At 66.3% G+C, this 25649-nt stretch carries 29 protein-coding genes and 1 pseudogene; 24 read left to right on the top strand and 6 right to left on the bottom strand.

Going from position 1 to position 25649, the window contains the following annotated elements; translation table 11 throughout:
- The first annotated feature begins 5 nt into the window (after positions 1–5).
- The 13 genes from BLQ28_RS25605 to BLQ28_RS25545 all read left to right on the top strand — a co-directional run bounded on the left by BLQ28_RS25605 (position 6) and on the right by BLQ28_RS25545 (position 11019).
- Entirely contained in the window at positions 6–953 is a 948-nt protein-coding gene (locus BLQ28_RS25605; RefSeq protein ID WP_093246077.1) for an ABC transporter ATP-binding protein, read from the top strand.
- A complete protein-coding gene (locus BLQ28_RS25600) occupies positions 950–1714 on the top strand; it encodes an ABC transporter permease (RefSeq protein WP_093246075.1) in 765 nt (254 codons plus the stop codon). The genes BLQ28_RS25605 and BLQ28_RS25600 overlap by 4 nt, the downstream gene beginning before the upstream one ends.
- Positions 1715–1834: 120 nt before the next feature.
- Positions 1835–2077: a BolA family protein gene (locus BLQ28_RS25595; RefSeq protein WP_007835251.1), complete on the top strand. Its 243-nt coding sequence runs from the start codon at positions 1835–1837 to the stop codon at positions 2075–2077.
- A 42-nt stretch (positions 2078–2119) separates the two neighbouring features.
- A complete protein-coding gene (murA, locus tag BLQ28_RS25590; RefSeq protein WP_093246073.1) occupies positions 2120–3409 on the top strand; it encodes a UDP-N-acetylglucosamine 1-carboxyvinyltransferase in 1290 nt (429 codons plus the stop codon).
- Positions 3406–4047 (top strand): ATP phosphoribosyltransferase, encoded by a 642-nt coding sequence (gene hisG / locus BLQ28_RS25585; RefSeq protein WP_093246071.1) that lies wholly within the window; start codon positions 3406–3408, stop codon positions 4045–4047. The genes murA and hisG overlap by 4 nt, the downstream gene beginning before the upstream one ends.
- Before the next feature lie 25 nt (positions 4048–4072).
- Positions 4073–5395 (top strand): histidinol dehydrogenase, encoded by a 1323-nt coding sequence (gene hisD, locus BLQ28_RS25580; protein WP_093246070.1) that lies wholly within the window; start codon positions 4073–4075, stop codon positions 5393–5395.
- A 31-nt stretch (positions 5396–5426) separates the two neighbouring features.
- Positions 5427–6239, top strand: coding sequence for a hypothetical protein (locus BLQ28_RS25575; RefSeq protein ID WP_093246068.1), 813 nt, complete (start codon positions 5427–5429; stop codon positions 6237–6239).
- A gap of 12 nt (positions 6240–6251) precedes the next feature.
- Positions 6252–6623, top strand: a complete 372-nt coding sequence (locus tag BLQ28_RS25570) for a hypothetical protein (RefSeq protein ID WP_093246066.1) — start codon at positions 6252–6254, stop codon at positions 6621–6623.
- Entirely contained in the window at positions 6620–7708 is a 1089-nt protein-coding gene (gene hisC / locus BLQ28_RS25565; protein ID WP_093246064.1) for a histidinol-phosphate transaminase, read from the top strand. The genes BLQ28_RS25570 and hisC overlap by 4 nt, the downstream gene beginning before the upstream one ends.
- Positions 7705–8322 (top strand): imidazoleglycerol-phosphate dehydratase HisB, encoded by a 618-nt coding sequence (gene hisB / locus BLQ28_RS25560; RefSeq protein WP_093246062.1) that lies wholly within the window; start codon positions 7705–7707, stop codon positions 8320–8322. Before hisC ends, hisB begins: the two co-directional genes overlap by 4 nt.
- Before the next feature lie 19 nt (positions 8323–8341).
- Positions 8342–8998, top strand: coding sequence for an imidazole glycerol phosphate synthase subunit HisH (hisH, locus tag BLQ28_RS25555; RefSeq protein ID WP_093246061.1), 657 nt, complete (start codon positions 8342–8344; stop codon positions 8996–8998).
- Positions 8999–9061: 63 nt separating this feature from the next.
- On the top strand, positions 9062–9805 hold the full coding sequence (gene hisA / locus BLQ28_RS25550; protein WP_093246059.1) for a 1-(5-phosphoribosyl)-5-[(5-phosphoribosylamino)methylideneamino]imidazole-4-carboxamide isomerase: 744 nt from the start codon (positions 9062–9064) through the stop codon (positions 9803–9805).
- A 32-nt stretch (positions 9806–9837) separates the two neighbouring features.
- The gene (locus BLQ28_RS25545) at positions 9838–11019 is read left to right on the top strand and encodes an AAA family ATPase (RefSeq protein WP_093246057.1); all 1182 of its coding nucleotides are present in this window, start codon (positions 9838–9840) and stop codon (positions 11017–11019) included.
- A gap of 32 nt (positions 11020–11051) precedes the next feature.
- Here BLQ28_RS25545 and BLQ28_RS25540 read toward each other — a convergent pair whose 3' ends face one another.
- Together BLQ28_RS25540 and BLQ28_RS25535 are read right to left on the bottom strand one after the other, a co-directional pair.
- Positions 11052–11981: an amino acid ABC transporter substrate-binding protein gene (locus BLQ28_RS25540; protein WP_093246056.1), complete on the bottom strand. Its 930-nt coding sequence runs from the start codon at positions 11979–11981 to the stop codon at positions 11052–11054.
- Between the two features lie 8 nt (positions 11982–11989).
- Positions 11990–13297, bottom strand: a complete 1308-nt coding sequence (locus tag BLQ28_RS25535; protein ID WP_093246054.1) for a dicarboxylate/amino acid:cation symporter — start codon at positions 13295–13297, stop codon at positions 11990–11992.
- 168 nt (positions 13298–13465) lie between these two features.
- On the opposite strand from BLQ28_RS25535, the pseudogene BLQ28_RS25530 reads away from it, so the two are divergent.
- From BLQ28_RS25530 to tatC, 9 genes and pseudogenes are all read left to right on the top strand, one after another.
- A pseudogene (locus tag BLQ28_RS25530) lies at positions 13466–14299 on the top strand (D-hexose-6-phosphate mutarotase).
- A 20-nt stretch (positions 14300–14319) separates the two neighbouring features.
- Complete coding sequence (hisF, locus tag BLQ28_RS25525) at positions 14320–15099, top strand: imidazole glycerol phosphate synthase subunit HisF (protein WP_093246053.1); 780 nt, start codon at positions 14320–14322, stop codon at positions 15097–15099.
- A gap of 37 nt (positions 15100–15136) precedes the next feature.
- Positions 15137–15526: a phosphoribosyl-AMP cyclohydrolase gene (gene hisI / locus BLQ28_RS25520; RefSeq protein WP_013539725.1), complete on the top strand. Its 390-nt coding sequence runs from the start codon at positions 15137–15139 to the stop codon at positions 15524–15526.
- Positions 15523–15903: a phosphoribosyl-ATP diphosphatase gene (locus BLQ28_RS25515; RefSeq protein ID WP_093246052.1), complete on the top strand. Its 381-nt coding sequence runs from the start codon at positions 15523–15525 to the stop codon at positions 15901–15903. Before hisI ends, BLQ28_RS25515 begins: the two co-directional genes overlap by 4 nt.
- 14 nt (positions 15904–15917) lie before the next feature.
- The gene (locus BLQ28_RS25510; RefSeq protein ID WP_093246051.1) at positions 15918–16307 is read left to right on the top strand and encodes a DUF4870 family protein; all 390 of its coding nucleotides are present in this window, start codon (positions 15918–15920) and stop codon (positions 16305–16307) included.
- Positions 16297–16656 carry a histidine triad nucleotide-binding protein gene (locus tag BLQ28_RS25505; protein WP_093246050.1) on the top strand — a complete coding sequence of 120 codons (360 nt, stop codon included), beginning with the start codon at positions 16297–16299 and terminating at the stop codon, positions 16654–16656. Before BLQ28_RS25510 ends, BLQ28_RS25505 begins: the two co-directional genes overlap by 11 nt.
- 65 nt (positions 16657–16721) lie before the next feature.
- The gene (gene tatA / locus BLQ28_RS25500; RefSeq protein WP_093246048.1) at positions 16722–16970 is read left to right on the top strand and encodes a Sec-independent protein translocase subunit TatA; all 249 of its coding nucleotides are present in this window, start codon (positions 16722–16724) and stop codon (positions 16968–16970) included.
- Between the two features lie 13 nt (positions 16971–16983).
- Positions 16984–17442 carry a Sec-independent protein translocase protein TatB gene (gene tatB, locus BLQ28_RS25495; protein ID WP_093246047.1) on the top strand — a complete coding sequence of 153 codons (459 nt, stop codon included), beginning with the start codon at positions 16984–16986 and terminating at the stop codon, positions 17440–17442.
- Positions 17443–17508: 66 nt separating this feature from the next.
- Positions 17509–18318: a twin-arginine translocase subunit TatC gene (gene tatC / locus BLQ28_RS25490; RefSeq protein WP_093246187.1), complete on the top strand. Its 810-nt coding sequence runs from the start codon at positions 17509–17511 to the stop codon at positions 18316–18318.
- Positions 18319–18525: 207 nt separating this feature from the next.
- Here the strand turns inward: tatC and BLQ28_RS25485 are convergent, their stop codons facing one another.
- Positions 18526–19686 carry a trypsin-like peptidase domain-containing protein gene (locus tag BLQ28_RS25485; protein WP_093246046.1) on the bottom strand — a complete coding sequence of 387 codons (1161 nt, stop codon included), beginning with the start codon at positions 19684–19686 and terminating at the stop codon, positions 18526–18528.
- Positions 19687–19812: 126 nt separating this feature from the next.
- Here BLQ28_RS25485 and BLQ28_RS25480 point away from each other — a divergent pair, with 126 nt between their 5' ends.
- Positions 19813–20586 (top strand): Nif3-like dinuclear metal center hexameric protein, encoded by a 774-nt coding sequence (locus BLQ28_RS25480; RefSeq protein WP_093246186.1) that lies wholly within the window; start codon positions 19813–19815, stop codon positions 20584–20586.
- Between the two features lie 62 nt (positions 20587–20648).
- On the top strand, positions 20649–21695 hold the full coding sequence (gene pdxA, locus BLQ28_RS25475; protein WP_093246184.1) for a 4-hydroxythreonine-4-phosphate dehydrogenase PdxA: 1047 nt from the start codon (positions 20649–20651) through the stop codon (positions 21693–21695).
- Positions 21696–21813: 118 nt separating this feature from the next.
- On the opposite strand, the gene mscL is transcribed toward pdxA, so the two are convergent.
- The 3 genes from mscL to BLQ28_RS25460 form a co-directional block, all read right to left on the bottom strand.
- Entirely contained in the window at positions 21814–22242 is a 429-nt protein-coding gene (gene mscL, locus BLQ28_RS25470; RefSeq protein WP_093246044.1) for a large conductance mechanosensitive channel protein MscL, read from the bottom strand.
- 59 nt (positions 22243–22301) lie between these two features.
- On the bottom strand, positions 22302–24791 hold the full coding sequence (locus BLQ28_RS25465; protein ID WP_093246043.1) for a tetratricopeptide repeat protein: 2490 nt from the start codon (positions 24789–24791) through the stop codon (positions 22302–22304).
- A 157-nt stretch (positions 24792–24948) separates the two neighbouring features.
- Positions 24949–25649 (bottom strand): YadA-like family protein (locus BLQ28_RS25460; protein ID WP_176801223.1); only part of this gene is annotated, 701 nt, incomplete at its 5' end.

Here is a 25649-nt window from a genome sequence, read left to right as displayed (position 1 = left end):
CTCCCATGCCCGCGATCTCATTCCAATCGGTCTCCAAGACCTATCCCCCCTCCAAGCAGCAGCGGGCCCAAGGCAAACAGGGGCTGCGCGCGGTCGACGAGGTCAGCTTCCAGATCGAGCCGGGCGAGTTCTTCGGCCTGCTCGGCCCCAACGGCGCAGGCAAGACCACCCTGATCAGCATGCTCGCGGGGCTGGCGCGCCCCACGTCCGGTGCCATCAGCGTGCACGGCTTCGACGTCCAGCGCGACTACGCCGAGGCGCGGCGCCAACTGGGCATCGTGCCGCAGGAGCTGGTGTTCGATCCCTTCTTCAATGTGCGCGAGTCACTGCGCATCCAGTCGGGCTACTTCGGCATCAAGAACAACGACGACTGGATCGACGAGCTGCTGCACAGCCTGGGCCTGGCCGACAAGGCCACAGCCAACATGCGGCAGCTTTCCGGCGGCATGAAGCGTCGCGTGCTGGTGGCGCAGGCGCTCGTGCACAAGCCGCCGGTGATCGTGCTCGACGAGCCCACGGCCGGTGTCGACGTCGAGCTGCGCCAGACGCTCTGGCAGTTCGTCGCCAAGCTCAACAAGCAGGGCAGTACCGTGCTGCTGACCACCCACTATCTAGAAGAAGCCGAGGCGCTGTGCAGCCGCATCGCGATGCTCAAGCTGGGCCGCGTGATCGCGCTGGACCGCACCAGCGAGCTGCTGAAGTCGGCCGCCAGCAACGTGCTGCGCTTCAAGACCGACGCCATGCTGCCCTGGGCCATCGCCCAGCACGCGCGCATCACCGGGCGCATCGTGCAGCTCCCGGCGCAGAACGCGCATGAAGTCGAACAACTGCTGGCCGCGATCCGCGAAGCCGGTGTCGCGGTGGAAGATGTGGAAATGCGCAAGGCCGACCTGGAAGACGTGTTCATCGACCTGATGGCGGGCGAACAGACGCCGCTGGAGGTCGCGCGATGATGGCGGTCACTGGCTGGCGCGCGCTGCTCTACAAAGAGACATTGCGCTTCTGGAAGGTCGGCTTCCAGACCGTGGGCGCACCAGTGCTCACCGCGCTGCTGTACCTCATGGTCTTCGGCCATGTGCTCGAAGGCCGCGTCACGGTCTACGGCACCGTCGGCTACACGGCCTTCCTGGTGCCGGGCCTCGTGATGATGAGCGTGCTGCAGAACGCCTTTGCCAACAGCTCGTCGTCGATCATCCAGAGCAAGATCATGGGCAACCTGGTCTTCGTGCTGCTCACGCCGCTGTCGCACTGGGGCTGGTTCTTCGCCTACGTGGGCTCGTCGATCATTCGCGGGCTGGCCGTGGGGCTGGGCGTGTTCGCCGTCACCGTCTTCTTCGCGGTGCCGAGCTTTGTGGCGCCGGTCTGTATCCTGGTGTTCGCGTTGCTGGGCTCGGCCATGCTCGGCACCCTGGGCCTGATCGCCGGCCTCTGGGCCGAGAAGTTCGACCAGATGGCCGTGTTCCAGAACTTCCTGATCATGCCCATGACCTTCCTGTCGGGCGTGTTCTATTCGATCGGCTCGCTGCCCCCGTTCTGGCAGAAGGTGAGCCACCTGAACCCGTTCTTCTACATGATCGACGGCTTCCGCTACGGTTTCTTCGGCGTGAGCGACGCCTCGCCCTGGCTCAGCCTGGGCATCGTCGGCATCGCCTGGCTGGCGGTGAGCGCCATCGCCGTTCACTTGCTGCGCATCGGCTACAAAATCCGAGGCTGAGTCATGGCTCTTCCCCAGTCTTCGCGCACTTCGTGTCGCTTTGCCAACCTCCTTCCGGGGGCAACAGCAGCGGCCCGGCAAAGCCGTTTTCGCGGCGTTTCCCGATAAATACCCATCCCCATGACCGCCGAACAACTCCAGGCCCTGATCCAGTCCCACCTCCCTTGCGAGCACATCACGCTCGAAGGCGACGGCCGACATTGGTACGCCACCATCGTCTCGGCCGAATTCGAGGGCAAGCGCGCCATCCAGCGCCACCAGCGGGTCTACGCCACCCTCGGTGCGAAAATGCACACCGACGAGGTGCATGCGCTTTCGATGAAGACCTACACGCCGGCCGAATGGGCGGCAGTGGAAAAATGACTTTCCGGCCCCTGCGGGCCCCCTGATTTCGCTGGAACTTCGATGGACAAACTTCTGATTCGCGGCGGGCGCCAGCTTCGCGGCGAAGTACTCATTTCCGGCGCCAAGAACGCCGCGCTGCCCGAGCTGTGCGCGGCGCTGCTGACCGACGAACCCGTGACGCTGCACAACGTGCCGCGCCTGCAGGACGTGTCGACCATGTTGAAGCTGGTGCGCAACATGGGCGTGACCGCCGAGCGCGACGACAACGGCACGGTGAGCCTGAATGCCGGCGACCTGACCAACCCCGAGGCGCCCTACGAACTGGTGAAGACCATGCGCGCCTCCGTGCTGGCCCTCGGCCCGCTGCTGGCGCGCTTCGGCCATGCCAAGGTGTCGCTGCCCGGTGGCTGCGCCATCGGCTCGCGGCCGGTCGACCAGCACATCAAGGGCCTGCAGGCGATGGGCGCCGAGATCGTGGTGGAGCACGGCTACATGGTCGCGCGCCTGCCCGAGGGCCGCACCCGCCTGAAGGGCGCGCGCATCCTGACCGACATGGTCACCGTCACCGGCACCGAGAACTTCCTGATGGCCGCCGCGCTGGCCGAGGGCGAGACGCTGCTCGAAAACGCCGCGCAGGAGCCCGAGATCGTCGACCTGGCCGAGATGCTGATCCGCATGGGCGCCAAGATCCAGGGCCACGGCACCAGCCACATCCGCGTGCAGGGTGTCGAAAAGCTGCATGGCTGCACGCATGCCGTGGTGGCCGACCGCATTGAGGCCGGCACCTTCCTGTGCGCCGTTGCGGCCACGGGTGGCGAGGCCTTCCTGCGCCACGCCCGCGGCGACCACCTCGACGCGGTGATCGACAAGCTGCGCGACGCAGGCTGCCAGGTCGCCACCGAACCCGATGGCGTGCGCATCAGCTCGAAAGGCCCGGCCTACGAGCACCTCAAGGCGCAGAGCTTCAGCACCACCGAATACCCGGGCTTCCCGACCGACATGCAGGCCCAGTTCATGGCCCTGAACGTGATCGCGCGCGGCGCCTCGATGGTCACCGAGACCATCTTCGAGAACCGCTTCATGCACGTGAACGAGATGGTGCGCCTGGGCGCCAACATCCACGTCGAAGGCAAGGTCGCGATGGTCGAGGGCGTGCAGCAGCTCTCGGGCGCCACCGTGATGGCCACCGACCTGCGCGCCTCCGCCAGCCTCGTCATCGCCGGCCTCGTGGCCGAAGGCGAGACGCTGGTCGACCGCATCTATCACCTCGACCGGGGCTACGACCGCATGGAATCGAAACTGCGCGGCCTCGGTGCCGACATTGAACGCGTGACGGGAGCCGCCGCATGATCACCCTGGCGCTTTCCAAAGGCCGCATCTTCGAAGAGACGATGCCCCTGCTGGCCGCCGCCGGCATCGAGGTCACCGAAGACCCCGAGAAGTCGCGCAAGCTCATTCTCGAGACCACCCGGCCCGACGTGCGCGTGGTGCTGGTGCGTGCGTCCGACGTGCCCACCTACGTGCAGTACGGCGGTGCCGATCTCGGCGTGACCGGCCTCGACGTGCTGCTCGAAAACGGCAACCAGGGCATGTACCAGCCACTCGACCTGCGCATCGCAGCCTGCCGCCTGAGCGTGGCCGTGCGCGCCGACTACGACTACGCCTCGGCCGTGCGCCAGGGCTCGCGCCTGCGCGTGGCGACCAAGTACGTCGGCCTGTCGCGCGACTTCTTTGCCAGCAAGGGCGTGCACGTCGACCTGATCAAGCTCTACGGCAGCATGGAGCTGGCACCGCTCACGGGCCTTGCCGACGCCATCGTCGACCTGGTCTCGACCGGCAACACCCTCAAGGCCAATCACCTGGTCGAGGTCGAGCGCATCATGGACATCAGCGCCCGCCTCGTGGTCAACCAGGCCGCGCTCAAGCTCAAGCGCGAGCCCATCCGCCGCATCATCGACGCGTTTGCGTCGGCCATTCCTTCCGCCTGACTTCCTCCTCTTCCATCCGAACCTCATGACTCTGAAAGCAGCCCCCGCCCGTCTGTCCACGACTTCAGCCAGCTTCGACGCTGAATTCAAGGCGCGGCTGCATTGGTCTGCGGATGCGGACGCTGCGATCGAGAAGGTGGTGGCCGACATCCTGGCCGACGTGCAGAAGCGCGGCGACGAGGCGGTGCTGGAGTACACGAACCGTTTCGACAAGCTCGGCGCCGCCACGTTGCCCGGGCTCGAACTCACGCAGGCCGAACTGAAGGCCGCATTCGAGTCGCTGCCCGCCGCGCAGCGCGATGCGCTCGAAGCCGCCGCGCGCCGCGTGCGCAGTTATCACGAAGCCCAGAAGAAGGCCAGCGGCGAAAGCTGGAGCTACCGCGACGCCGACGGCACGCTGCTCGGCCAGAAGGTCACACCGCTCGACCGCGTCGGCATCTACGTGCCGGGCGGCAAGGCGGCCTATCCGTCGAGCGTGCTGATGAACGCCATTCCCGCGCACGTCGCGGGCGTCGGCGAAATCATCATGGTCGTACCGACGCCGAAGGGCGAGAAGAATCAACTGGTGCTCGCCGCAGCCTATGTGGCCGGCGTGACGCGCGGTTTCACCATTGGTGGCGCGCAAGCTGTGGCCGCGCTCGCCTACGGCACCGCCACCATCCCCGCGGTCGACAAGATCACCGGCCCCGGCAACGCCTATGTGGCCGCCGCCAAGCGCCGCGTGTTCGGCACCGTGGGCATCGACATGATCGCGGGCCCGAGCGAGATCCTCGTGCTGGCCGACGGCACCACGCCGCCCGAGTGGGTGGCGATGGACCTCTTCAGCCAGGCCGAGCACGACGAGCTGGCGCAGAGCATCCTGCTGTGCCCCGACGCCGCCTACATCGACCGCGTGCAGGCCGAGATCGATCGCCTGCTGCCCGCCATGCCGCGCGCGGAAATCATCGCCGCCTCGCTCAACGGCCGCGGCGCGCTGATCCACACGAAGAACATGGAAGAGGCCTGCGAGATCAGCAACCGCATCGCCCCCGAGCACCTTGAAGTGAGCAGCAGCGAGCCGAACCGCTGGGAGCCGTTGCTGCGCCACGCCGGCGCGATCTTCCTCGGCGCCTTCACCAGCGAGAGCCTGGGCGACTACTGCGCCGGCCCCAACCACGTGCTGCCGACCAGCGGCACGGCGCGCTTTTCGAGCCCGTTGGGCGTGTACGACTTTCAGAAGCGCTCCAGCCTCATCGAAGTCAGCGAGGCCGGTGCCCAGGTGCTCGGCCCCATCGCCGTCACGCTGGCCGAGGGCGAGGGCCTGCAGGCGCACGCGGAAGCTGCCCGCATGCGCCTGCGTAAGATCTGAGGCTCCATAACTCGCTTCGGGAGGAGCAAAGATGATTCATCGTTTCTATCGCTCGCGCCTTTTCAAGTTCGCCACGGGTCTTGTCGCGGGCGCGGCCCTGCTGGCCGCCTGCAGCCAGCAACCGCTGGCATTGCGCGACACGGCAAGCACCTCCACGACCAGCGCAGCAGCACCCGCGCCGCAACTCGGCACGCAATGGGGCGAGGGCCTCGAATCGAAGACCCGCACGGTCGCGATCAAGCGCCTCTCCGAAACGCCGGATGACGTGGCCTCGCTGGGCTACAACGAAGCGAGTGCGGTGCGCCGCACGGTCGGCAACGATCCCGAGCGGCGCCTGAACCTGCAACTGGCGCAGGGCGACATCGAATGGTCGGTGCTCGAGGAAAACGGCCGCCCGCTGCCGCTGCAGCGCGCACGCCGTGCAGAGGACATGTTCCGGCTGGCCGGTGTCGAAGGCTCGCGCTACACGCTGCGCTTTCGCAACCTCAGCGACCGCAGCTACGAGGTGATCGCCACGGTCGACGGCCTCGACGTGCTGAACGGCAAGCCCGGCAGCCTGCGCAACGGCGGCTACGTGCTGCGCGGGCAGGAGTCGCTCACCATCGAGGGCTTCCGCAAGAGCCAGAACGAGGTCGCCGCTTTCCGCTTTGCAGCGCCGGGCCGTGCCTATGCAGCCAACACCGAGGCAGGCGACGTGCGCAACATCGGCGTGATCGGCGCCGCGGTGTTCGAGCTCGAAGAGCCCAATGTGCCGCGCCGCGCCCGTCGCGATACGATGTCTTCGCAGCCGAACGCCTTCCCGGCCGACGGCTCGTACGCGCCGCCGCCGCGCTACCGCAAGTAGCCGTCGAAGCCCATGAAGCGCACCGCCGTCCTGCTGCTGCCGCGCCTGTCGGTGCTGTTGCTCGCACTGGCGGCCGGTGCCGGCGCACAGGCCATGAGCATCCGTGAACTGCGCACGCTCGAAGCCACCGAGAAGGAGGGCAAGGCCTACGCCAGCTACTACCTCGTCGGCGTGCTCGAAGGTCTGCGCGAAGGCGTCGAATCGTCGCAGCGCAATGGCCAGAAGCCCTTGTTCTGCGTCGAGGGCCGCCGCCTCGAACCCTCCATGGCCCGCTCGCTCTACCAGACCGAGCTGAGCCGCAACGCCGACAGTTATGAAGCCGACATGCCCGTGCAACTGGTCATGTCCGGCGCCCTCCGCAACAGCTACCGCTGCACCCGATGACCGCTCCTGATACCGCCCGCTCCCTTCAACGCATCCGCGCCGACGTGCAGTCCATGCATGCCTATGCGGTGCAGGACGCGCGCGGCTTCATCAAGCTCGACGCGATGGAAAACCCCTTCGGCCTGCCGCCAGCGCTGCAGGCCGAACTGGGCGCGCGGCTCGGCGCGCTGGCACTGAACCGTTACCCGGGCGACCGTGGCGCCGACTTGCAGCGCGCACTGGCCGCGCATGCGCAGATGCCCGAAGGCTTCAGCCTGATGCTGGGCAACGGCTCCGATGAATTGATCTCGCTGCTGGCCATTGCCTGCGACCTGCCCGGCGCCACCGTGCTGGCGCCGGTGCCCGGTTTCGTGATGTACGCCATGAGCGCGCAGCTGCAGGGCCTGCGCTTCCTCGGCGTGCCGCTCACGGCCGACTTCGAGCTCGACGAGGCCGCCATGCTGGCCGCCATCGCGCGCGAGAAGCCCGCCATCGTCTACCTGGCCTACCCGAACAACCCGACCGCCAACCTCTGGGACGACGCCGCCATCGAGAAGATCGTGCAGGCCCAGGGCGCGCAAGGCGGCCTGGTGGTGATCGACGAGGCCTACCAGCCCTTCGCTGCCCGCAGCTACATCGACCGGCTCGCCGGGCACGGCCACGTGCTGCTGATGCGCACGCTCAGCAAGTTCGGCCTGGCCGGCATCCGGCTGGGCTACCTCATGGGGCCGGCCGCGCTGATCGCCGAGATCGACAAGGTGCGCCCGCCCTACAACATCAGCGTGCTCAACTGCGAGTGCGCTTTGTTCGCGCTGGAGCATGCCGAAGTGTTCGAGGCCCAGGCTGCGCAGATCCGCGAGGAGCGCGAGCGCCTGATGACGGGCCTTGGCCGGCTGCCGGGCGTCAAGACCTGGCCCAGCGACGCCAACATGGTGCTTTTGCGCGTGCCCGATGCCGCCAAGACCTTCGAAGGCATGAAGGCACACGGGGTTCTGGTGAAGAACGTTTCTAAAATGCACGAACTGCTGGCAAATTGCCTGCGCCTCACCGTCGGAACGGCCGACGAGAATGCGCGGATGCTCGCGGCACTCGAAGCCTCACTATGACCACCCCCACCACTCCGGGCAACGCCGATCGCACAGCGACGGTCACCCGCAACACCGCCGAGACGAAGATCACCGTCAGCGTCAACCTCGACGGCACCGGCAAGGCCAAGCTTTCCACCGGCATCGGCTTCTTCGACCACATGCTCGACCAGATCGCCCGCCATGGCCTGATCGACCTCGACATCGACTGCCAGGGCGACCTGCACATCGACGGCCACCACACGGTGGAAGACGTCGGCATCACCCTCGGCCAGGCCGTGGCCCAGGCCATCGGCGACAAGAAGGGCATTCGCCGCTACGGCCATGCCTATGTGCCGCTCGACGAAGCACTGAGCCGCGTGGTCATCGACTTCTCGGGCCGCCCCGGCCTCGTGATGCACGTGCCCTTCACCAGCGGCATGATCGGCACCTTCGACAGCCAGCTCACCTACGAGTTCTTCCAGGGCTTCGTCAACCACGCCTTCGTCACGCTGCACATCGACAACCTCAAGGGCGTGAACGCGCATCACCAGTGCGAGACCGTGTTCAAGGCTTTTGCCCGTGCCATGCGCGGCGCGCTGGAACTCGATCCGCGTTCCGTCGGCGTCATTCCTTCGACCAAGGGTTCGCTCTGAAACTCTCCAGCGAACAGCCATGAAATCTGCAGACAACACCGTCGCTGTCGTCGACTACGGCATGGGCAACCTGCACTCCGTCTCGCAGGCCGTGCGGCATGCGGCCGATCAGGTCGGCGTGCAGGTCTTCGTCACCTCCGACCCGGACGTGGTGCGCAAGGCCACCCGCGTGGTGCTGCCGGGGCAGGGCGCCATGCCCGACTGCATGCGCGAGCTGCGCGACTCCGGCCTGCAGGAGTCGGTGCTCGAGGCGGCGGCCAGCAAGCCGCTGTTCGGCGTGTGCGTCGGCATGCAGATGCTGCTGTCGCACAGCGACGAAGGGCCGACCGACGGCCTGGGCCTCATTCCGGGCGATGTCCTCAAGTTCGAGCTGGCCGGGCGCCTGCAGTCCGACGGCAGCCGCTTCAAGGTGCCGCAGATGGGCTGGAACCAGGTGCGCCAGGCCCAGCCGCACGCGGTGTGGGCGGGCATTCCCGACCAGAGCTATTTCTACTTCGTGCACAGCTTCTACGCCCGGCCGACCGACGCCCGGCACAGCGTGGGCGAGGCGGACTACGGTGCCCGCTTTACCGCGGCCATCGCACGCGATAACATTTTTGCAACCCAGTTCCACCCGGAGAAGAGTGCGGACCAAGGGTTGCAGCTCTATCGAAATTTCCTCCACTGGAATCCCTGATCATCCATTTCCGACCGGGCCGAACCTTTTGCAGCCCGGATTTCGCATACTCGCGCCACTTCCATGCTCCTCATTCCCGCCATTGATCTCAAAGACGGCCATTGCGTTCGCCTCAAACAGGGCGACATGGACCAGTCCACCATCTTCAGCGAAGACCCCGCCGCCATGGCCCGCAAGTGGGTCGATGCCGGCGCACGGCGGCTGCACCTGGTCGATCTGAATGGCGCCTTCGCCGGCAAGCCGCAGAACCACGCGGCCATCAAGGCGATCCTGAAAGAAGTCGGCGACGACATCCCGGTGCAGCTCGGCGGCGGCATCCGCGACCTCGACACCATCGAGCGCTACATCGACGACGGCCTGCGCTACGTGATCATCGGCACCGCCGCGGTCAAGAACCCGGGCTTCCTGAAGGACGCCTGCAGCGCCTTCGGCGGCCACATCATCGTGGGCCTCGACGCCAAGGACGGCAAGGTCGCCACCGATGGCTGGAGCAAGCTCACGGGCCACGAGGTGGCCGACCTGGGCAAGAAGTTCGAGGACTACGGCGTCGAGTCGATCATCTACACCGACATCGGCCGCGACGGCATGCTCTCGGGCATCAACATCGAAGCCACCGTCAAGCTCGCGCAGGCACTGACCATTCCGGTGATCGCCTCGGGCGGCCTCTCGAACATGGCCGACATCGACCAGCTCTGCGCGGTCGAATCCGATGGCGTCGAGGGCGTGATCTGCGGACGCGCCATCTACTCGGGCGACCTCGATTTCGCCGCCGCCCAGGCGCGCGCGGACGAGCTGGCCGGCGCCTGACGCCTTCTTCCAGCCCGTACTTCCTGTAGCGCGTGCTCTCCGCGCTCGCCATCGCCAACTACCGTTCGCTGCGACAGCTGACGGTGCCGCTCGGCCGGCTCACGGTCGTGACGGGCGCCAACGGCAGCGGCAAGTCGAGCGTGTACCGCGCGATGCGGCTGCTGGCCGACATCGCCAACGGCGGCGTGATCCGTTCGCTGGTGCGCGAGGGCGGGCTTTCTTCCACGCTCTGGGCGGGGCCAGAGCGCTTCTCGGCGGCAATGCGGCGGGGCGAGTTGCCGGTGCAAGGTACGAGACGCAACGAGCCCGTTGCTCTAAAGCTCGGGTTTGCCGGCAGCGAATCCGACGAGTTCGGCTACGCCATCGATATTGGTCTACCCCCGCCGTCGCCGCCGATGCCGCCAACGGCCTTCTCGCACGATCCTGAAATCAAGCACGAAGCCATCTGGAGCGGTCCATTGCTTCGGCCCGCGGCGCAACTGGTCGATCGCAAAGGCGCCGCGTTGCGCCTGCGCGAGGGCAAGAGCTGGCAGGCCGTCGGCCGCCCCATCCCCGCCTTCGCCAGCATGATGACCGAGTACGCCGACCCGCACGCGGCCCCCGAGATGCTCACGCTGCGCGAGCAGATGCGCTCGTGGCGCTTCTACGATCACTTCCGCTCCGACGCCGACGCGCCCGCGCGCCAGCCGCAACTGGGCACCTACACGCCGGTGCTCGCCAACGACGGCGCCGACCTGGCCGCGGCCTTGCAGACCATCCGCGAGATCGGCGACGACGAGGCGCTCGACCGTGCCGTCGACGATGCCTTCCCCGGCGCCCGCATCGAGATCCGTGTGGCCGAGGACCGCTTCGAGACCCTGATGCACCAGCACGGCCTGCTGCGCCCGCTGACCGCTGCCGAGCTGTCGGACGGCACGCTGCGCTACCTGCTTTGGATCGCCGCGCTGCTCACGCCTCGGCCGCCGTCGCTGTTGGTGCTCAACGAGCCCGAAACCAGCCTGCACCCCGACCTGCTGCCCGCGCTCGGGCGCCTCATCGCCCAGGCGGCACGCGGGTCGCAGGTGATCGTGGTGTCGCACGCCGCCCGGCTGATCGCGGCGCTCGAAGACAGCGAAGACCTGCAATCGGTGGTGCTCGAAAAGCAGTTCGGCGAAACCCGCATCGCGAACCTCGACATGAGCGAGATTCCGCGCTGGGAGTGGCCGGCGCGCTAGGGCGGCGTCGGCCTGTTCGACGTTATCCGGCCCTATTCGGCCTTCACCTTCATCGTCTGGATGATCGTCTCGAGCTGCGCGCTCATCGGCAGGTTGAGGCTCTCGCCCGAAGGCAGCTTGCGCAGGAACCAGCGCTTGTACTGCCGGTCGATCTCACCGTCTTCTGCCAGCACCTGGAAGGTGTCGATGACGAGCTTGTTCAGTTGCGCGTCGCCCTTGCGGTACATGATCCCGTAGGGGTCATAGGAGAGGAAGTCGCCGACCACCTCGTAGTCGGCCTTGGCGGTATCTTGCGCGATCAGGCCGTAGAGCAGTACGTCGTCGGTGGCGAAGGCATCGGCCTGGCCGCTCTTCACGAGGCCGAATGATTCGGCGTGGTCGCGCGCCACCTGCAGCTGGATGCCGAGCTTGAATTTCTCGGACAGGTCGCGCAGCGTTTTTTCGTTGGTGGTGCCGGCCGTCACGGCCACCTTCTTGCCGGCCAGATCGCGGAAGGACTTGATCGGCGAGCCCTTCTTGACCAGCACCTTGGTGCCCGAGACGAACATCGTCGGCGAGAAGCTCACGCGCTTCTGGCGTTCGAGGTTGTTGGTGGTCGAGCCGCATTCCAGGTCGACCTTGCCGCTCGCAACCGCATCGATGCGGGAGTCGGAAGTCACGGGCTCCCACTTGATCGTGAGGCTCTTGTTCACCGCGTCCTCGATGGCCGTCACCAGTGAGCGGCAGAGCTCGATCGAATAGCCGATGGGCTCCTTGCGCGCATTGAGGTACGAGAAGGGCACCGACGACTCGCGGTAGCCGATGGTGATGGCGCCGGTTTCGCGCGCCTTGGCCAGGGTGCCGGTCAGTGCGGCGAGGCCCTGGTCTTGCGCCTGCGCCGCCGTCCCCGCGGCAAGGGCCGTGGCCGCCAGCAGCAGAGTGGCCAGGAAACGCGGCAGCGACAACGGGCCTTGGCGCTTCATGGCGTGGCTCATGCGTGGGCCGGGTGGGCGAGGGTGGCTTCGCTTTCCGCGTCCAGCGCCCGGGCGTTGACCTCGGCATCGCTCTCGGAGAGCAGCTCGCCCTCCCACTTGGCGACCACCGCGGTGGCAATGGAGTTGCCCACCGCGTTGGTGGCCGAGCGGCCCATGTCGAGGAAGGTGTCGACGCCCAGGATCAGCAGCAGGCCGGCCTCGGGGATGTCGAAGTGGTTCAGCGTGGCGGCGATCACCACCAGCGAGGCGCGTGGCACGCCGGCCATGCCCTTCGAGGTGAGCATCAGGATCAGCAGCATGGTGACCTGCGTGCTGATCGGCATGTGGATGTTGTAGGCCTGCGCGATGAACAGCACGGCGAAGGTGCAGTACATCATCGAGCCGTCGAGGTTGAACGAGTACCCCATCGGCATCACGAAGCTCGAGATCTTGCGCTTGACGCCGAAGCGGTCGAGCGCCTGCAGGATCTTGGGGTAGGCGGCCTCGGAGCTTGCAGTGGCAAAGGACAGCAGGAAGGCCTCCTTGATGAGCACCAGCAGCTTGAACACGCGCGGCCCGAGGAACACGAAGCCCGCCAGCACCAGCACGCCCCACAGCACGAAGAGGCCCAGGTAGAAGTCGCCCATGAACACGGCGAACTTGATCAGGATGCCCAGGCCATTCACCGCCACGGTGGCGGCCATGGCGGCCATCACGGCCAGCGGCGCGAGCTTCATCACGTAGCCCGTGATCTTGAGCATGGCGTGCGAGAGTTCTTCGATGGCCGCCACCAGCGTCTTGGCCTTGTCGCCGAGCGAGGCGAGGGCGACGCCGAAGAACATCGAGAACACCACGATCTGCAGGATCTCGTTGTTGGCCAGCGCCTCGATGAAGGAGCGCGGCACCGCGTGATAGACGAAATCCCGGAAGGTGAACTTCGAGGTGGCCAGGTTGGTCGAGGCCCCGATGTCCGGCAGCGGCAGCCCGAGGTTTTCGCCGGGCTTGAGCAGGTTGGCCATGACCAGGCCGATGATCAGCGAGATCAGCGATGCGGTGATGAACCAGCCCAGCGACTTGCCGAACACGCGGCCCACCGACTTGGCATCGCCCATGTGCGCGATGCCCACCACCAGCGTGGAAAACACCAGCGGCCCGATCAGCATCTTGATGAGGCGCAGGAACACGTCCGAGATGATGGAGACGTAGTCTGCGATTTCCTTGACGGAGCTCTTGTTCGGAAAGCTCGTGAAGATCATGTAGCCGATGAAGATGCCAAGCACCATGGCAATCAGGATCCAGGCGGCCATCGGCAGCTTTTTCTTCATGCGTATCCCCTTTTGTTGTGTCGGAGTGATTTTCTCGTATGCACGGGACCGACTTGCACGTTTGTCTCCTGATGCAAGCAGTCACAGGGTATCCAAGAAGGCCCCGTGCACGCAATGGCCTGATGCCAAATCCATGCCATGAAGCGCCCGCTGCCTACAATTCCTCACATGGAAATCAGCTCGATCGAGTTTCGCGGCCAGCCCGCATTGCGTGCCACAGGTGCCGACGGAAGCCACCTCACAGTGGCTCTGCACGGTGCGCAAGTGTTGTCCTGGACCACGGCCGACACAGTGGAAAGGCTCTATTTGAGCCCGCGCGCCGTGTTCGATGGGCAGGCCGCCATCCGCGGCGGCGTGCCCATTTGCTGCCCTCAGTTCAACCAGCGCGGCATGTTGCCCAAGCATGGGTTCATGCGCAATTTGCCTTGGGTGCAAGAGGCCGCGGGCACGTCCGATACGCTGCGACTGATGTTGCGCGACAGCGAAGCCACCCGAAAGATCTGGCCGCACGCTTTTGAGGCACGGCTCGACGTCACGCTGTCCGCAGGCCAGCTGCGCACGGCGCTCACCCTGACCAACATCGACCGCGCGCCCTGGACCTTCGCCGCGGCGCTGCACACCTATCTGCGTGTCGACGACATCGCCACGGTTCGCCTCTAAGGCCTGCAGGGTGCCAACCGATGGGATTCGCTGCGGGACGACCGCCATGTGGAAACCGCGTCGGCGCTGCACTTCGATGCCGAATTCGACAGCGTCTATGGCGCGCCGGCCACGCCGCTGCGGCTGGTGCAGCCCGGCGGTACCCTCGAGATCGCACAAAGCACGAGCTGCAGCGAAACCGTGGTCTGGAACCCGGGCGCGCTGCTCGGTGCGAAACTCGCCGACATGCCCGAAGACGGCTATCGCCACATGCTGTGCGTCGAAGCGGCGCGCATCGACGAGCCGGTGCTGCTGGCACCCGGCGCCCAATGGCAGGGCTGGCAACAGCTTCGCGTTCTCTGACTTCTTACCGGTTCATTCCCATGCTTGCCAAACGCATCATTCCCTGCCTCGACGTCACCGGTGGTCGTGTCGTCAAGGGTGTCAACTTCCTTGAGCTGCGCGATGCCGGCGACCCGGTGGAAATCGCCGCGCGCTACAACGCGCAAGGCGCCGACGAGCTCACCTTTCTCGACATCACCGCCACCAGCGATGGCCGCGACCTGATCCTGCCGATCATCGAGGCGGTGGCTTCGCAGGTCTTCATTCCGCTGACCGTGGGCGGCGGCGTGCGCACCGTGGCGGACGTGCGGCGCCTGCTCAATGCGGGGGCCGACAAGACCAGCTTCAACTCGGCCGCAATCGCCGACCCGCGGGTGATCAACGACGCCTCGCAGAAGTACGGTGCGCAATGCATCGTGGTGGCCATCGATGCCAAGCGCCGCAGCCCCGAAGATGCGGCCACGCGCGGCGCGGGGTGGGACGTGTACAGCCATGGTGGCCGCAAGAACACCGGCCTCGATGCCGTCGAATGGGCCACCGAGATGGTTCGCCGGGGCGCGGGCGAGATCCTGCTGACCAGCATGGACCGCGACGGCACCAAGAGCGGCTTCGACCTGGCGCTGACCCGCGCGGTGAGCGACGCGGTCGACGTGCCGGTGATTGCATCGGGCGGGGTCGGCAACCTCGACGACCTGGCCGACGGCATCCAGATCGGCGGCGCCGATGCGGTGCTGGCCGCCAGCATCTTTCACTACGGCGAATACACGGTCGGGCAAGCCAAGGCCCGCATGGCCGAGCGCGGTATCCCTGTGCGCAGCTGAGCTTCAAGGGTCTTTTTCTATCCCCGACAATATGCCGATGAATTGGCTCGATGAAGTGAAATGGGACGCGAACGGGCTGGTGCCCGTGATCGCGCAGGAACAAGGCAGCAACGACGTGCTGATGTTCGCCTGGATGAACCGCGAGGCGCTCGAAAAGACCGCCGAGCTGGGCCGTGCGGTGTATTTCAGCCGCTCGCGCAACAAGCTGTGGTTCAAGGGCGAGGAATCGGGCCACGTGCAGACCGTGCACGAGATCCGCCTCGATTGCGACAATGACGTGGTGCTGCTCAAGGTCACCCAGCTGGGCCACGAGCCCGGCATCGCCTGCCACACCGGCCGCCACAGCTGCTTTTTCAGCAAGTACGAAAAGGGCCAGTGGACCGTGGTCGAGCCGGTCTTGAAAGACCCGGAGTCGATCTACAAATGACGGCCGCCGTGAACACCTCCGACGCCCTCGCACGCCTGGCCGCGGTCATCGAGACCCGGTTGCCCGCGCGCGGCGGCGACCCCGAGAAGAGCTACGTCGCGCGCCTGCTGCACAAGGGCCCCGATGCCTTCCTCAAGAAGATCGGCGAGGAAGCCACCGAGGTCGTGATGGCCGCGAAAGACGCCGACCACGGCGGCGACCGCTCGAAAATAGTGAACGAAGTGGCCGACCTGTGGTTCCACACCATGGTGGCGCTCGCGCACTACGGCTTCTCGCCGGCCGATGTCGTCGCGGAGCTCGAGCGCCGCGAAGGCACCAGCGGCATCGAGGAAAAGGCCTTGCGCAAGGTGCACGCCCGCGAGGCTGGCAACGACTGAAAGGACGACATCCCATGGCCAACGACATCGTGAACGTGGAACCCGACGACTCCCTCAAGACCTGGGGCTGGGTGAGCTACATCCTGCACCTGATCGTGGCCATCGGCGCGGTGCTGCCCGGGGCGCAGGCCTCGGTGCTGCTGCTCCTGGTGGCGCTGGTCATCGACTTCGTGAAGCGCGAGGACGCGGCCGGCACCTGGCAGGCCTCGCACTTCAGCTGGCGCATCCGCTCGGTGCTGTGGGCCGGCCTGGCCTACCTTCTGACCGCATGGCTCTGGCTGCTGCTCTTCGTGCCCGGCTGGATCGCCTGGAGCCTGATTTCGCTGTGGTTCCTCTACCGGATCGTGAAAGGCATGATCCGCATGAACGACGGCCGCCCCATGGAACCCAAAGATGTCATCTGATCCGAACTGCGTTTTCTGCAAAATCATCGAGGGCAAGATCCCCTCGCGCAAGGTCTACGAAGACGACGACCTGTTCGGCTTTCACGACATCGCCCCCTGGGCGCCGGTGCATTTCATGCTGGTGCCCAAGAAGCACATCGCCTCGATGGCCCAGCTGACACCCGACGACGCGGCGCTGATGGGCAAGATCATGACCCTGGCGCCCAAGCTGGCGCTGGAGCAGGGCTGCCGGCCGTATCCCGACGGCGGCTACCGGGTCGTCGTCAACACGGGTGCCGAGGGCGGACAGGAGGTTCACCATCTCCATGTCCATGTCATGGGCGGTCCCCGGCCGTGGCTTCGCGGCTGAGCGGCATTAAGCCAAACTGTCACATTCCGCCCGACTAAAATCGGACACATTCTTAGGAGTCTTCCATGGGTTCTTTTTCTATCTGGCACTGGCTGATCGTGCTGCTCGTCGTGGTCATGATCTTCGGCACCAAGAAGCTGCGGAACATGGGTTCGGACCTTGGTGGCGCCGTCAAGGGCTTCAAGGACGGCATGAAGGACGGTGCCTCGTCCGATGCCCCCGCCGCCTCGTCGGCCCCCGCCCAGCAAGTGACCGGCCAGCCGGCCAACGGCGACAAGTCGGCGATCGACGTCGAAGCGCGTCAGAAGTCCTGAGCGCGGACCGCACGTGCTCGACCTCGGCATTGAGAAGCTGGCGCTGATCGGCGTCGTGGCGCTGATCGTCATCGGTCCGGAGAAGCTGCCGCGCGTGGCGCGCACCGTCGGCACCTTGCTCGGCAAGGCCCAGCGCTACGTGAACGACGTCAAGGCCGAAGTCAATCGTTCGATGGAGCTCGACGAGCTGCGCAAGATGAAGACCACGGTCGAGGATGCCGCGCGCGACGTCGAGCACAGCATCCACGCCGGTGCGAGCGAATTCGAGAAGCAGTTTTCCGGCTCGGGCGAAACGCTTTCGGCGCTGGCCGAGCCCGAGCCTTCGGTGCCCGAATACAGGCACCCCCGCAAGAACTGGCGCCTGAAGCAGGGCGCCACGCCGCAGTGGTACAAGGCGCGCAACGGCGTGCGCACCAAGGCGCTGTCGGGTGCGGCGCGGGTTGCCCGTTTCCGCCCCCACAAGATCAACTAGCGCACCCCCACCACCGCGTTGTTCGTGCGCCGCACGCCGGCCGACGTCACGCTTTCTTCTTTTCCAATGGCCGATTCCGACAACAAGAACAAAGACAAAGAAGACGAGCTGGCGGGCACCGAACAGCCGTTCGTGGCGCACCTGGTCGAGCTTCGCGACCGCCTGCTGTATTGCGTCTATGGCCTCGTGGTCGCGGGCATCCTGCTGGCCATCTGGCCCGGCCCGGGCGGGCTGATCGACCTGATCGCCATGCCGATCAAGGCCCACATGCCGCACGACGCGAAGCTGATCGCGATCGGCGTGTTCTCGCCCTTTTTCGTGCCGCTCAAGGTATTGATGATGGCGGCCGTGCTGCTGGCATTGCCCTGGCTCATGTACCAGGCGTGGATGTTCGTGGCGCCGGGCCTCTACAGCCACGAAAAGAAGTTCGCGCTGCCGCTGATCTTCTTCGGCAGCCTGCTGGCGTATGCGGGCATCGCCTTCGTGCAGCTCTTCGTGCTGGACAAGATGTTCAGCTTCATCCAGCGTTTTGCGCCCGCCGCCGTGCAGGCGACGCCGGACATCTCCTCGTACGTCGAGGCCATCCTCTCGCTCTACATTGCCTTTGGTGTCGCCTTCCAGGTGCCCATCGTGGTGATGCTGCTGGTGCGTTTCGAGATGGTGACCATCGAGAAGCTGAAGTCCTTCCGCGGCTACTTCATCGTGGTGGCCTTCGTGGTGGCTGCGGTGCTCACGCCGCCCGACGTGGTGTCGCAGCTTGCGCTGGCGGTGCCGATGTGCCTGCTGTACGAGGTGGGCATCATCGGTGCCCGCTACTTCGCGAGCACGGGCAAGAAGCCCGAAGACGAAGAAAGCGCCGATTCGGCTTCCAGCTGAATCAGAGGGCAGGGCGCGTAACGGGGCACATCACATGCCCCGTCTGCTTGCCGCCCTGGCCCTGAAGTAGTTCCAGCCCCGGCCCCCAAAGCTATTCCAGAAACACCGAGGAACCGGCTTTGCCGGGCCTCAGGTGTTGCCTCCGGTAGGGGGAAGGAGACGCGACACGAAGTGCGTGAAGCCTGGGGGCGAGCCCGTTCTTCGAGCCTATTCCTGCTGGTTGGGAACTTGGCGAACCGGGCTCTTGGGCCGCAGGCCCGGTGTCACATCCAGTTCCATCTTGTCGCTGCCGCGCTGAAGCGCGAACCGCGAGGTGCTGCCGGGCTTCAGGCCTGCCACCGCGGTCAGCAGGGCCTGCACGTTGTCAGTCTTCTTCTCGCCCACCGAGGTGATCACGTCGCCCGGGCGAATGCCGGCCTTGGCGGCGGGGCCGTTCTGCAGCACGCCGGTGATGATGACGCCCGCGTCCGCCTTCACGCCGAAGGTCTCGGCCAGTTCGGGCGACAGCTCGTTCGGCTCGACACCGATCCAGCCGCGGCGCACCTGGCCTTCCTTGACGATCCCTTCGAGCACGATCTTGGCCATCGACACCGGAATGGCAAAGCCGATGCCCATGCTGCCGCCCGAGCGCGAATAGATCGCCGTGTTGATGCCCTGCAGGTTGCCGTTGACGTCGATCAGCGCACCGCCCGAGTTGCCGGGGTTGATGGCCGCATCGGTCTGGATGAAGTTCTCGAAGTTGTTGATGCCCAGCTGGTTGCGGCCCAGCGCCGAGACGATGCCGCTGGTCACGGTCTGGCCCACGCCGAAGGGGTTGCCGATGGCCAGCACCTGGTCGCCCACCTGCAGTTCGTCGGAGTTGCCCAGGACGATCACAGGCAGCTTGTCGAGCTCGATCTTGAGCACGGCCAGGTCAGTGTCGGGGTCGGTGCCGATCACCTTGCCGCGCGCGTGGCGGCTGTCGTTCAGCGTGACCTCGATCTCGTCGGCGCCCTCGACCACGTGGTTGTTGGTGAGGATGTAGCCGTCGGGGCTCACGATCACGCCGCTGCCCAGGCCCACTTGCGGCTGGTCGTCCTGGTCACCGAAGAAGAAGCGGAACCACGGGTCGTTGCTGCGTGGATGGCGCTGCGCGGCCTTGCTTGTGTTGATGCTCACGACCGCTGGCGAGGCCTTCTTGGCCGGCACGCTCAGGCTGCCGGGCGTCGGAATGGCCGGGTTGCCGGTGGGCGCCTCGACGATCGACACCACGCCGCCCAGCGAGGTCGCGCGCTTGTTGAGCCATTCGGGCTTGAGCGTCGCGACGACGAAGTAGGCCGCCAGCAGGACGGTCACGGCTTGGGCAAAGAGCAGCCAGGTGCGTTTCATGAAACTTGAATGAAAAAGGCAGTGGAAAGCGCCATCCGGCGCGGTACTGCATGCGATTGTCCCTCAATGACGCGGCCTGGAAACGCCACCGCCCGGCCGGGATTGGGGCCGCGCGACAATGTCGCGATGAGCACCACCCGACATGAACTGCTGCACGCATTCGACCTGCTGTTGGCCCCCGGGCGTTTCAAGGACTACGGCCCCAACGGCCTGCAGGTCGAGGGGCGCACCGTGGTGCGCAAGATCGTCTCGGGCGTGACCGCCAGCCGCGCGCTGATCGAGGCCGCGATCCGTGCGGAAGCCGACGCCATCTTCGTGCACCACGGCCTGTTCTGGCGCGGCCAGGACGGCTGCGTCACCGGCTGGATGAAGCAGCGCCTGAGCCTGCTGCTGGGGAATGACGTCAATCTGTTTGCCTACCACCTGCCGCTGGATGCGCACCCCGAGCTGGGCAACAACGCGCAACTCGGCCTGCAACTGGGGCTCGTGGCCGATGCAGGTTCGGCCGGGCGCTTCGGCGAGCAGGAGCTGGGTTTTCTCGGCGCGCGCAACAACGGCGAGAGCTTCGCCAGCGCCAAGACGCTCGCTGCGCATGTGGAAGGCGTGTTGAACCGGCCCGTAACGCTTGTAGATACGGCGAATCGCGCTATTAAAAAGATAGCTTGGTGCACGGGCGGCGCCCAAGGCTACTTCGAAGCGGCCATTGCAGCAGGCGCCGATGCCTTCATCACCGGCGAGATCTCGGAGCCCCAGGCCCATTACGCGCGCGAGATGGGCGTCGCCTTTCTCGCCTGCGGCCACCATGCGACCGAGCGTTACGGCGCGCCGGCGGTGGCCGGGCACGTGGCGGCACAGCTTGGCCTGGCGCACGAATTCATCGACATCGACAACCCGGCATGAGCGCCACACAGCCTTCCCATGCCAGCGCGTACCGCAGCCATGCGGCGCACGAGGGCCATCCAGTGAGCGAAGCCATCGCCATCACGCTGGGCGATCCCGCGGGCATCGGCCCGGAGATCATCGTCAAGGCGTTTCGCGATGCGCCTGATGCGACGCATGGCACTTTCGTCGCGGGTGATGTCGGCACCTTGCGTCGGGCATCGCAAGCCTTGGCCTCGCCGGGGCAACTGGCGTGGCCGGTGCTGGAGATCGAATCCGTCGCCGAGGCGGCGACGGTACCGCCCGGCTGCATCCCGGTCTTGCAGGTGATCGCTCCGCCCACTCATATCGAATTGGGGCACATCAGCGCCGAGGCCGGGCGCGTGGCGGGCGAATGCGTGGTCTGGGCCGCGCGGGCCGCGCTGCGCGGTGAAATCGCGGCCATCGTGACCGCGCCGCTGCACAAGGAGGCGCTGTCGGCCGCCGGCTTTCCGTACCCGGGCCACACCGAGTTGCTGCAGGCCGAAGCAGCCGCGCACCTGGGACGCAGCGTGGCCGACGTGCCTGTGCGCATGATGCTGGCCAACGACGAGTTGCGCACCGTGCTCGTCAGCATCCACATGTCGCTGCGCCATGCCATCGAGGCGGTGCGCTTCGAAGGCGTGCTCGAGACGCTGCGCATCACGCACCGTGCGTTGAGCCATGCGCTGGGCCGCGCGCCGCGCATCGGCGTCGCGGGCCTGAACCCGCATGCGGGCGAGGGCGGCCTCTTCGGGTCGGAAGAGCGCGAGATCATCCTGCCGGCCATCGAGGCCGCGCGCGCCGAAGGCATCGACGCCAACGGCCCGCATGCGCCCGACACGGTGTTCATGCGCGCGCGCGCCAAGGCCGGCGTGCCGTCCAGCGGCGAGTTCGATGTGGTGATCGCGATGTACCACGACCAGGGTTTGATCCCGGTCAAGTACCTTGGCGTGGAGAAGGGCGTGAACGTGACGCTGGGGCTTCCGCTGGTGCGGACCAGCCCCGATCACGGCACCGCGTTCGATATCGCGGGCACCGGCCTTGCCGATGCGTCGAGCCTCGTCGAGGCACTGCGCATGGCGCGCAAGCTTTCAGCCAGCAGTTCTTGAGGTAACGCGGAACCGGCGCATGGCCGGTCGGTTGATTCCCCTCGTCGAGGCGAAGGGAGTGAGAGGGCAACGCGACACGAAGTGCGCGTCACCCGGCTCACCCAAAGATCGGCAACAGTTATCGCTTGAGGCTGTCGCGGATTTCGCGCAGAAGCGTGATGTCTTCCGGCGTGGCGGCCGGTGCGGCGGGCGCCTCGGCTTCGGTCTTCCTCAGCCTGTTGATCTGCTTGACCATCATGAAGATGATGAAGGCGAGGATCACGAAGTTGACCGCGATGGTGATGAAGTTGCCATAGGCCAGCACCGGAACGCCAGCCTTCTTGAGGTCTGCCAGCGTGTTGGCCACGCCGGCCGGTGCAGTGCCCAGCACCACGTAGAGGTTCGAGAAGTCGAGCTTGCCGAACACCACGCCGACCAGCGGCATGATGATGTCGGCCACGAGCGAGTCGACGATCTTGCCGAACGCGGCACCGATGATCACACCGACCGCGAGGTCGATGACATTGCCCTTGACGGCAAATTCCTTGAATTCACTGAGGATGCTCATGATTCAAAAGGCTGCTGGAGCTCTGCTGTTGAAGGAGTGCCGAGTATGCCCGCGATTGCTCACTTCTCCTGAGGACGCAGCGCAACGCTGACGTGATCCGCCGGCAGCCCTTCACGACTGCGCGTGGCAATTTGCCTGTAGCCGTCCTCGAGATGACGCACGAAGCGCGGCGTGTCGAAGTAGCCGCTGCGTGCATCCTTGGCCGCGACGAGCCGTGCGCGCAGTGCGGCCAGTTCGTCGGGATGCGTGGCGTAGTGGATGGCCTTGTGCACATATTCGTCGTGGTTCGTGGCCACCAGTTCCGGCAGCCCGATGGCGCCCAGCAGGCTGCCCGCCATGCGCGACACCATCGTCGTGCCCGTGAGCGCCAGCAGCGGCACGCCCGACCACAGCACGTCGTTCGCGGTGGCGCCGCTGCTGTAGGGGAAGGTGTCGATGAACAGGTCGGCCAGGCCGATGCGCGCCAGATGCTGGTCGACCGGCATGCGCGGCGACACGATCAGCCGCTCGGCCGCGAGGCCGGCCTTCTCCCAGTGCGCGCGCAGGTTGTGCTCGAAGCCGTTGGGCCCTTGCGCCAGCCACAGCACCGAGTTCGGGATGCCCTGCACGATGCGTACCCACGCCTCGAAGGTCTCGGGCTGGATCTTGAAGGACTGCGAGAAGTTGCACAGCACGAAGGCGTCTTCGGGCAGGCCGTGCTCGGCGCGCGTGGGCTTGTGCGGGTTGGTGGGACGCTTGGTGTCGATCACCTGGAAGGTCTCGGGCAGGCGCAGCAGCTTTTCGGAGTAGCAGTCTTCCGTGCCCGGTGGCGAGAGGTAGTTGTCGGACACCAGGTAGTCGTAGTTCGGCGTACCGCTGGTGCCCATGTAGCCCAGCCACATGAGCTGCGCGGGCGCCGCGTGGTAGGCCAGCACCTGCGGCTTGGCGCCGCGCGTGTCGCCCGAGAGGTCCACCAGGATGTCGATCTCGTCTTCGCGGATGCGCTCGGCCATCTGCTGGATCGACTGGCCCTGCAGGTCGACGAAATGCTCGACGGACGCCGCGATGCGTGCCCGCGCGGGATGGCCGTCGTCCGGGCCATAGGAGTAGATGAAGACTTCGAAGTCCTGGCGGTCGTGCTGGCCGTAGAGCTCGGCCGTCAGGTGCGCGACCGGGTGGTTGCGGAAGTCGAACGAGTAGTAGCCCACGCGGATGCGCGGCGAGGTGCGGCGGGCGCCCGCGCCGGCAAAAGGCCTGATGGCCGCGTTGCGGTCGGCCAGCAGGGCGGAGCGCTGCGTCCAGTTCATGAGGCGGCGCGCGTCGTCGTAGTTCGACATCAGGATGAACGACGACACCGTGTGGTCGTTGCCCGGGTTGTCGAGCAGCGCCGCGATCCGCTCGCGCAGCGCGGGCACGCCGTTCCAGTCGGCGATGTGCGCCTTCTCGCCCAGCATCCACACCATGGCCGGCATGAAGTCCGGGTCGTCGCGCAGGCACTGCTCGAACTCGGCGATGGCGGCCTCGGACTGGCCGGCCATCACGTAGGTCACGCCCAGGTTGCAGCGTGCGAGTACCTGGCGCGGATGCACTTCGAGTGCCTTCTTCAGCACTTCGATGGCTGTGTCGAAATGGCCCAGCCGGAAATTGACCGTGCCCAGGTTGTTCAGCAGCAGTTCGTGCTCGGGCAGGCTTTCGAGCGCGAGCTTGTAGAGCTCGGCCGATTCGGCGAAACGCATCGACACGCCCTCGAGCGCACCGCACACGCCGTACAGCGCGGCCACGCCCTCGGGGTCGGCCAGCGCCTTGTGGCGCTCCTCGGCCGGCCAGTTGCGCATGGCGCGCTGCATGGGTTCGATCGCTTCTTCGGTGCGGCCGCAGGCCTGCAGCGCGCGCGAGAGCATGAATGCGGCCTCGCAATCCTGCGGATCGGCGGCGGCATGCGCGTACGAGTCGAGCGCGGCGGCCCAGTCCTTCTGGTGCGCGCGGATCTTGCCGATGTTCTTGTGCGCGGCGGCGTAGTTCGGATCGAGCCCCAGCGCCTGGCGGAACTGCACGATGGCTTCGTCGAAGCGGTCCTGCTCCATGTCGATCGCCCCGGCGTTGTTCCATGCCGCGGGCGCTTGCGGCGCGAGCCGCGTGGCTTCGGCCGCGGCCTCGCGCGCCTGGCGGAACTTCTTCTGCTGGCGGTAGACCGCCGACAGGTTCACGTAGGCCTCGGGGTAGTTCGGCAGCGCCTTGATGGCGCGGCGAAGGTCTTGCTGCGCCTCGGCCGCCAGGCCCATGTGCATGAAGATCGTCGCGCGGGTGTTGAAGTAGAAGGGGTGCTGCGACTGGGCGATGGCGCGGTTCACGTAGTTCAGCGCCAGCTTCGGGCGGCCTTGCCGGTACAGTGCCTCGCCCGTCAGGTGCAGCGCATCGGCGTGCTCCGGAAAGCGCGACAGCAGTGCCTCGTAGACCTGCAGGGCTTCGGCGAAACGACCTACCCGGTGCAGCGTCAGTCCCTGTTCCAGAAGACTGCCGGCGTCTTCGGCCGGTGTGGAAGGAGCGGGGGCGAGAGAAGGTAAGTTCATGAAGCCGTGTGATGGACGGGTCAGAGGAGAGCGGCCGCTTGGATGCCGGCCTCCGCACAAGTGAAAAAGCCGGTCACCCAGTATAGGGTCCGGCCTTTCGTTTTCATCCGCTGGCATTCCCGCGGCGCGTGGGCGCCACGGGAGTGCCACAGCCGGATTACCAGGACCAGGAGGCGCCGATACCGCCGCCGACCTTGCCGCTGCTGCCGCTGCCGAGGTTCACCTTGATCTGCGCACCTTCGCCGATGCGGAAGCTGGCGGCCGCGGCGATGGCCGAGCGGCCGTCGTAGGAGCCCACGCCCACCCCGATGCCGAAGCTCTTGCCCGCTTCGAGCGCCGGCACCGAGGCCGCGGCCAGCGCGATGGCCGCGCCGGTGCTGCTGGTCTTGCGCATGTCCTGCACTTCGTTGCGGACCTGGTTCAACTGCGACATGTTCGCGGCGTCCGTCGGCAGCACGCCAGGAGCCACGTTCTGCACGCGGCCGTTGGCAACCACGCCGTTGCCCGCCGTGATGGTGCCGCCCGCCGTCACGTTGCCTGTGACGTTGACCGTGCCCGCGTTCAGCGTCGTGACGTTGCCGGTCACGGCGTTGATCGTGGTGATGTTGCCGGTCTGCGTGTTCAGCACCGTGATGTTGCCGTTGGCGGCCGTGATCGTCTGGAAGTTGCCGGTGGTGGCATTCACCGTGCTGGCGTTCACCGTGTTCGCGTTCACCGTCGTCGCGCTGACCGTGTTGGCGGTCAGTGCGTTGATGGTGGCGCTGGCGGCCGACAGGTTGGTGGTGCTGACGTTGGTCGCGCTCAGCGTGTTGATCGTGCCGCGGCTCGCCGTCAGATTGGTGGTGCTGACGTTGGTGG

Source organism: Variovorax sp. EL159, assembly GCF_900100965.1.
Classification (GTDB): domain Bacteria; phylum Pseudomonadota; class Gammaproteobacteria; order Burkholderiales; family Burkholderiaceae_C; genus Variovorax.
Note: the sequence above shows the minus strand (reverse complement) of the source record. Positions and strands in the feature narration are given on the sequence as shown.

Coding starts and splice junctions, on each gene's coding strand:
- BLQ28_RS25505 (WP_093246050.1), top strand. CDS start 16,297: ATGTCATCTGATCCGAACTGCGTTTTCTGCAAAATCATCGAGGGCAAG.
- BLQ28_RS25570 (WP_093246066.1), top strand. CDS start 6,252: ATGAAGCGCACCGCCGTCCTGCTGCTGCCGCGCCTGTCGGTGCTGTTG.
- tatA (WP_093246048.1), top strand. CDS start 16,722: ATGGGTTCTTTTTCTATCTGGCACTGGCTGATCGTGCTGCTCGTCGTG.
- hisD (WP_093246070.1), top strand. CDS start 4,073: ATGACTCTGAAAGCAGCCCCCGCCCGTCTGTCCACGACTTCAGCCAGC.
- BLQ28_RS25540 (WP_093246056.1), bottom strand. CDS start 11,981: ATGAAGCGCCAAGGCCCGTTGTCGCTGCCGCGTTTCCTGGCCACTCTG.
- BLQ28_RS25535 (WP_093246054.1), bottom strand. CDS start 13,297: ATGAAGAAAAAGCTGCCGATGGCCGCCTGGATCCTGATTGCCATGGTG.
- mscL (WP_093246044.1), bottom strand. CDS start 22,242: ATGAGCATCCTCAGTGAATTCAAGGAATTTGCCGTCAAGGGCAATGTC.
- murA (WP_093246073.1), top strand. CDS start 2,120: ATGGACAAACTTCTGATTCGCGGCGGGCGCCAGCTTCGCGGCGAAGTA.
- BLQ28_RS25600 (WP_093246075.1), top strand. CDS start 950: ATGATGGCGGTCACTGGCTGGCGCGCGCTGCTCTACAAAGAGACATTG.
- hisB (WP_093246062.1), top strand. CDS start 7,705: ATGACCACCCCCACCACTCCGGGCAACGCCGATCGCACAGCGACGGTC.
- hisI (WP_013539725.1), top strand. CDS start 15,137: ATGAATTGGCTCGATGAAGTGAAATGGGACGCGAACGGGCTGGTGCCC.
- BLQ28_RS25510 (WP_093246051.1), top strand. CDS start 15,918: ATGGCCAACGACATCGTGAACGTGGAACCCGACGACTCCCTCAAGACC.
- BLQ28_RS25480 (WP_093246186.1), top strand. CDS start 19,813: ATGAGCACCACCCGACATGAACTGCTGCACGCATTCGACCTGCTGTTG.
- BLQ28_RS25465 (WP_093246043.1), bottom strand. CDS start 24,791: ATGAACTTACCTTCTCTCGCCCCCGCTCCTTCCACACCGGCCGAAGAC.
- hisG (WP_093246071.1), top strand. CDS start 3,406: ATGATCACCCTGGCGCTTTCCAAAGGCCGCATCTTCGAAGAGACGATG.
- BLQ28_RS25595 (WP_007835251.1), top strand. CDS start 1,835: ATGACCGCCGAACAACTCCAGGCCCTGATCCAGTCCCACCTCCCTTGC.
- tatC (WP_093246187.1), top strand. CDS start 17,509: ATGGCCGATTCCGACAACAAGAACAAAGACAAAGAAGACGAGCTGGCG.
- BLQ28_RS25515 (WP_093246052.1), top strand. CDS start 15,523: ATGACGGCCGCCGTGAACACCTCCGACGCCCTCGCACGCCTGGCCGCG.
- BLQ28_RS25485 (WP_093246046.1), bottom strand. CDS start 19,686: ATGAAACGCACCTGGCTGCTCTTTGCCCAAGCCGTGACCGTCCTGCTG.
- hisA (WP_093246059.1), top strand. CDS start 9,062: ATGCTCCTCATTCCCGCCATTGATCTCAAAGACGGCCATTGCGTTCGC.
- BLQ28_RS25605 (WP_093246077.1), top strand. CDS start 6: ATGCCCGCGATCTCATTCCAATCGGTCTCCAAGACCTATCCCCCCTCC.
- BLQ28_RS25575 (WP_093246068.1), top strand. CDS start 5,427: ATGATTCATCGTTTCTATCGCTCGCGCCTTTTCAAGTTCGCCACGGGT.
- hisC (WP_093246064.1), top strand. CDS start 6,620: ATGACCGCTCCTGATACCGCCCGCTCCCTTCAACGCATCCGCGCCGAC.
- hisF (WP_093246053.1), top strand. CDS start 14,320: ATGCTTGCCAAACGCATCATTCCCTGCCTCGACGTCACCGGTGGTCGT.
- hisH (WP_093246061.1), top strand. CDS start 8,342: ATGAAATCTGCAGACAACACCGTCGCTGTCGTCGACTACGGCATGGGC.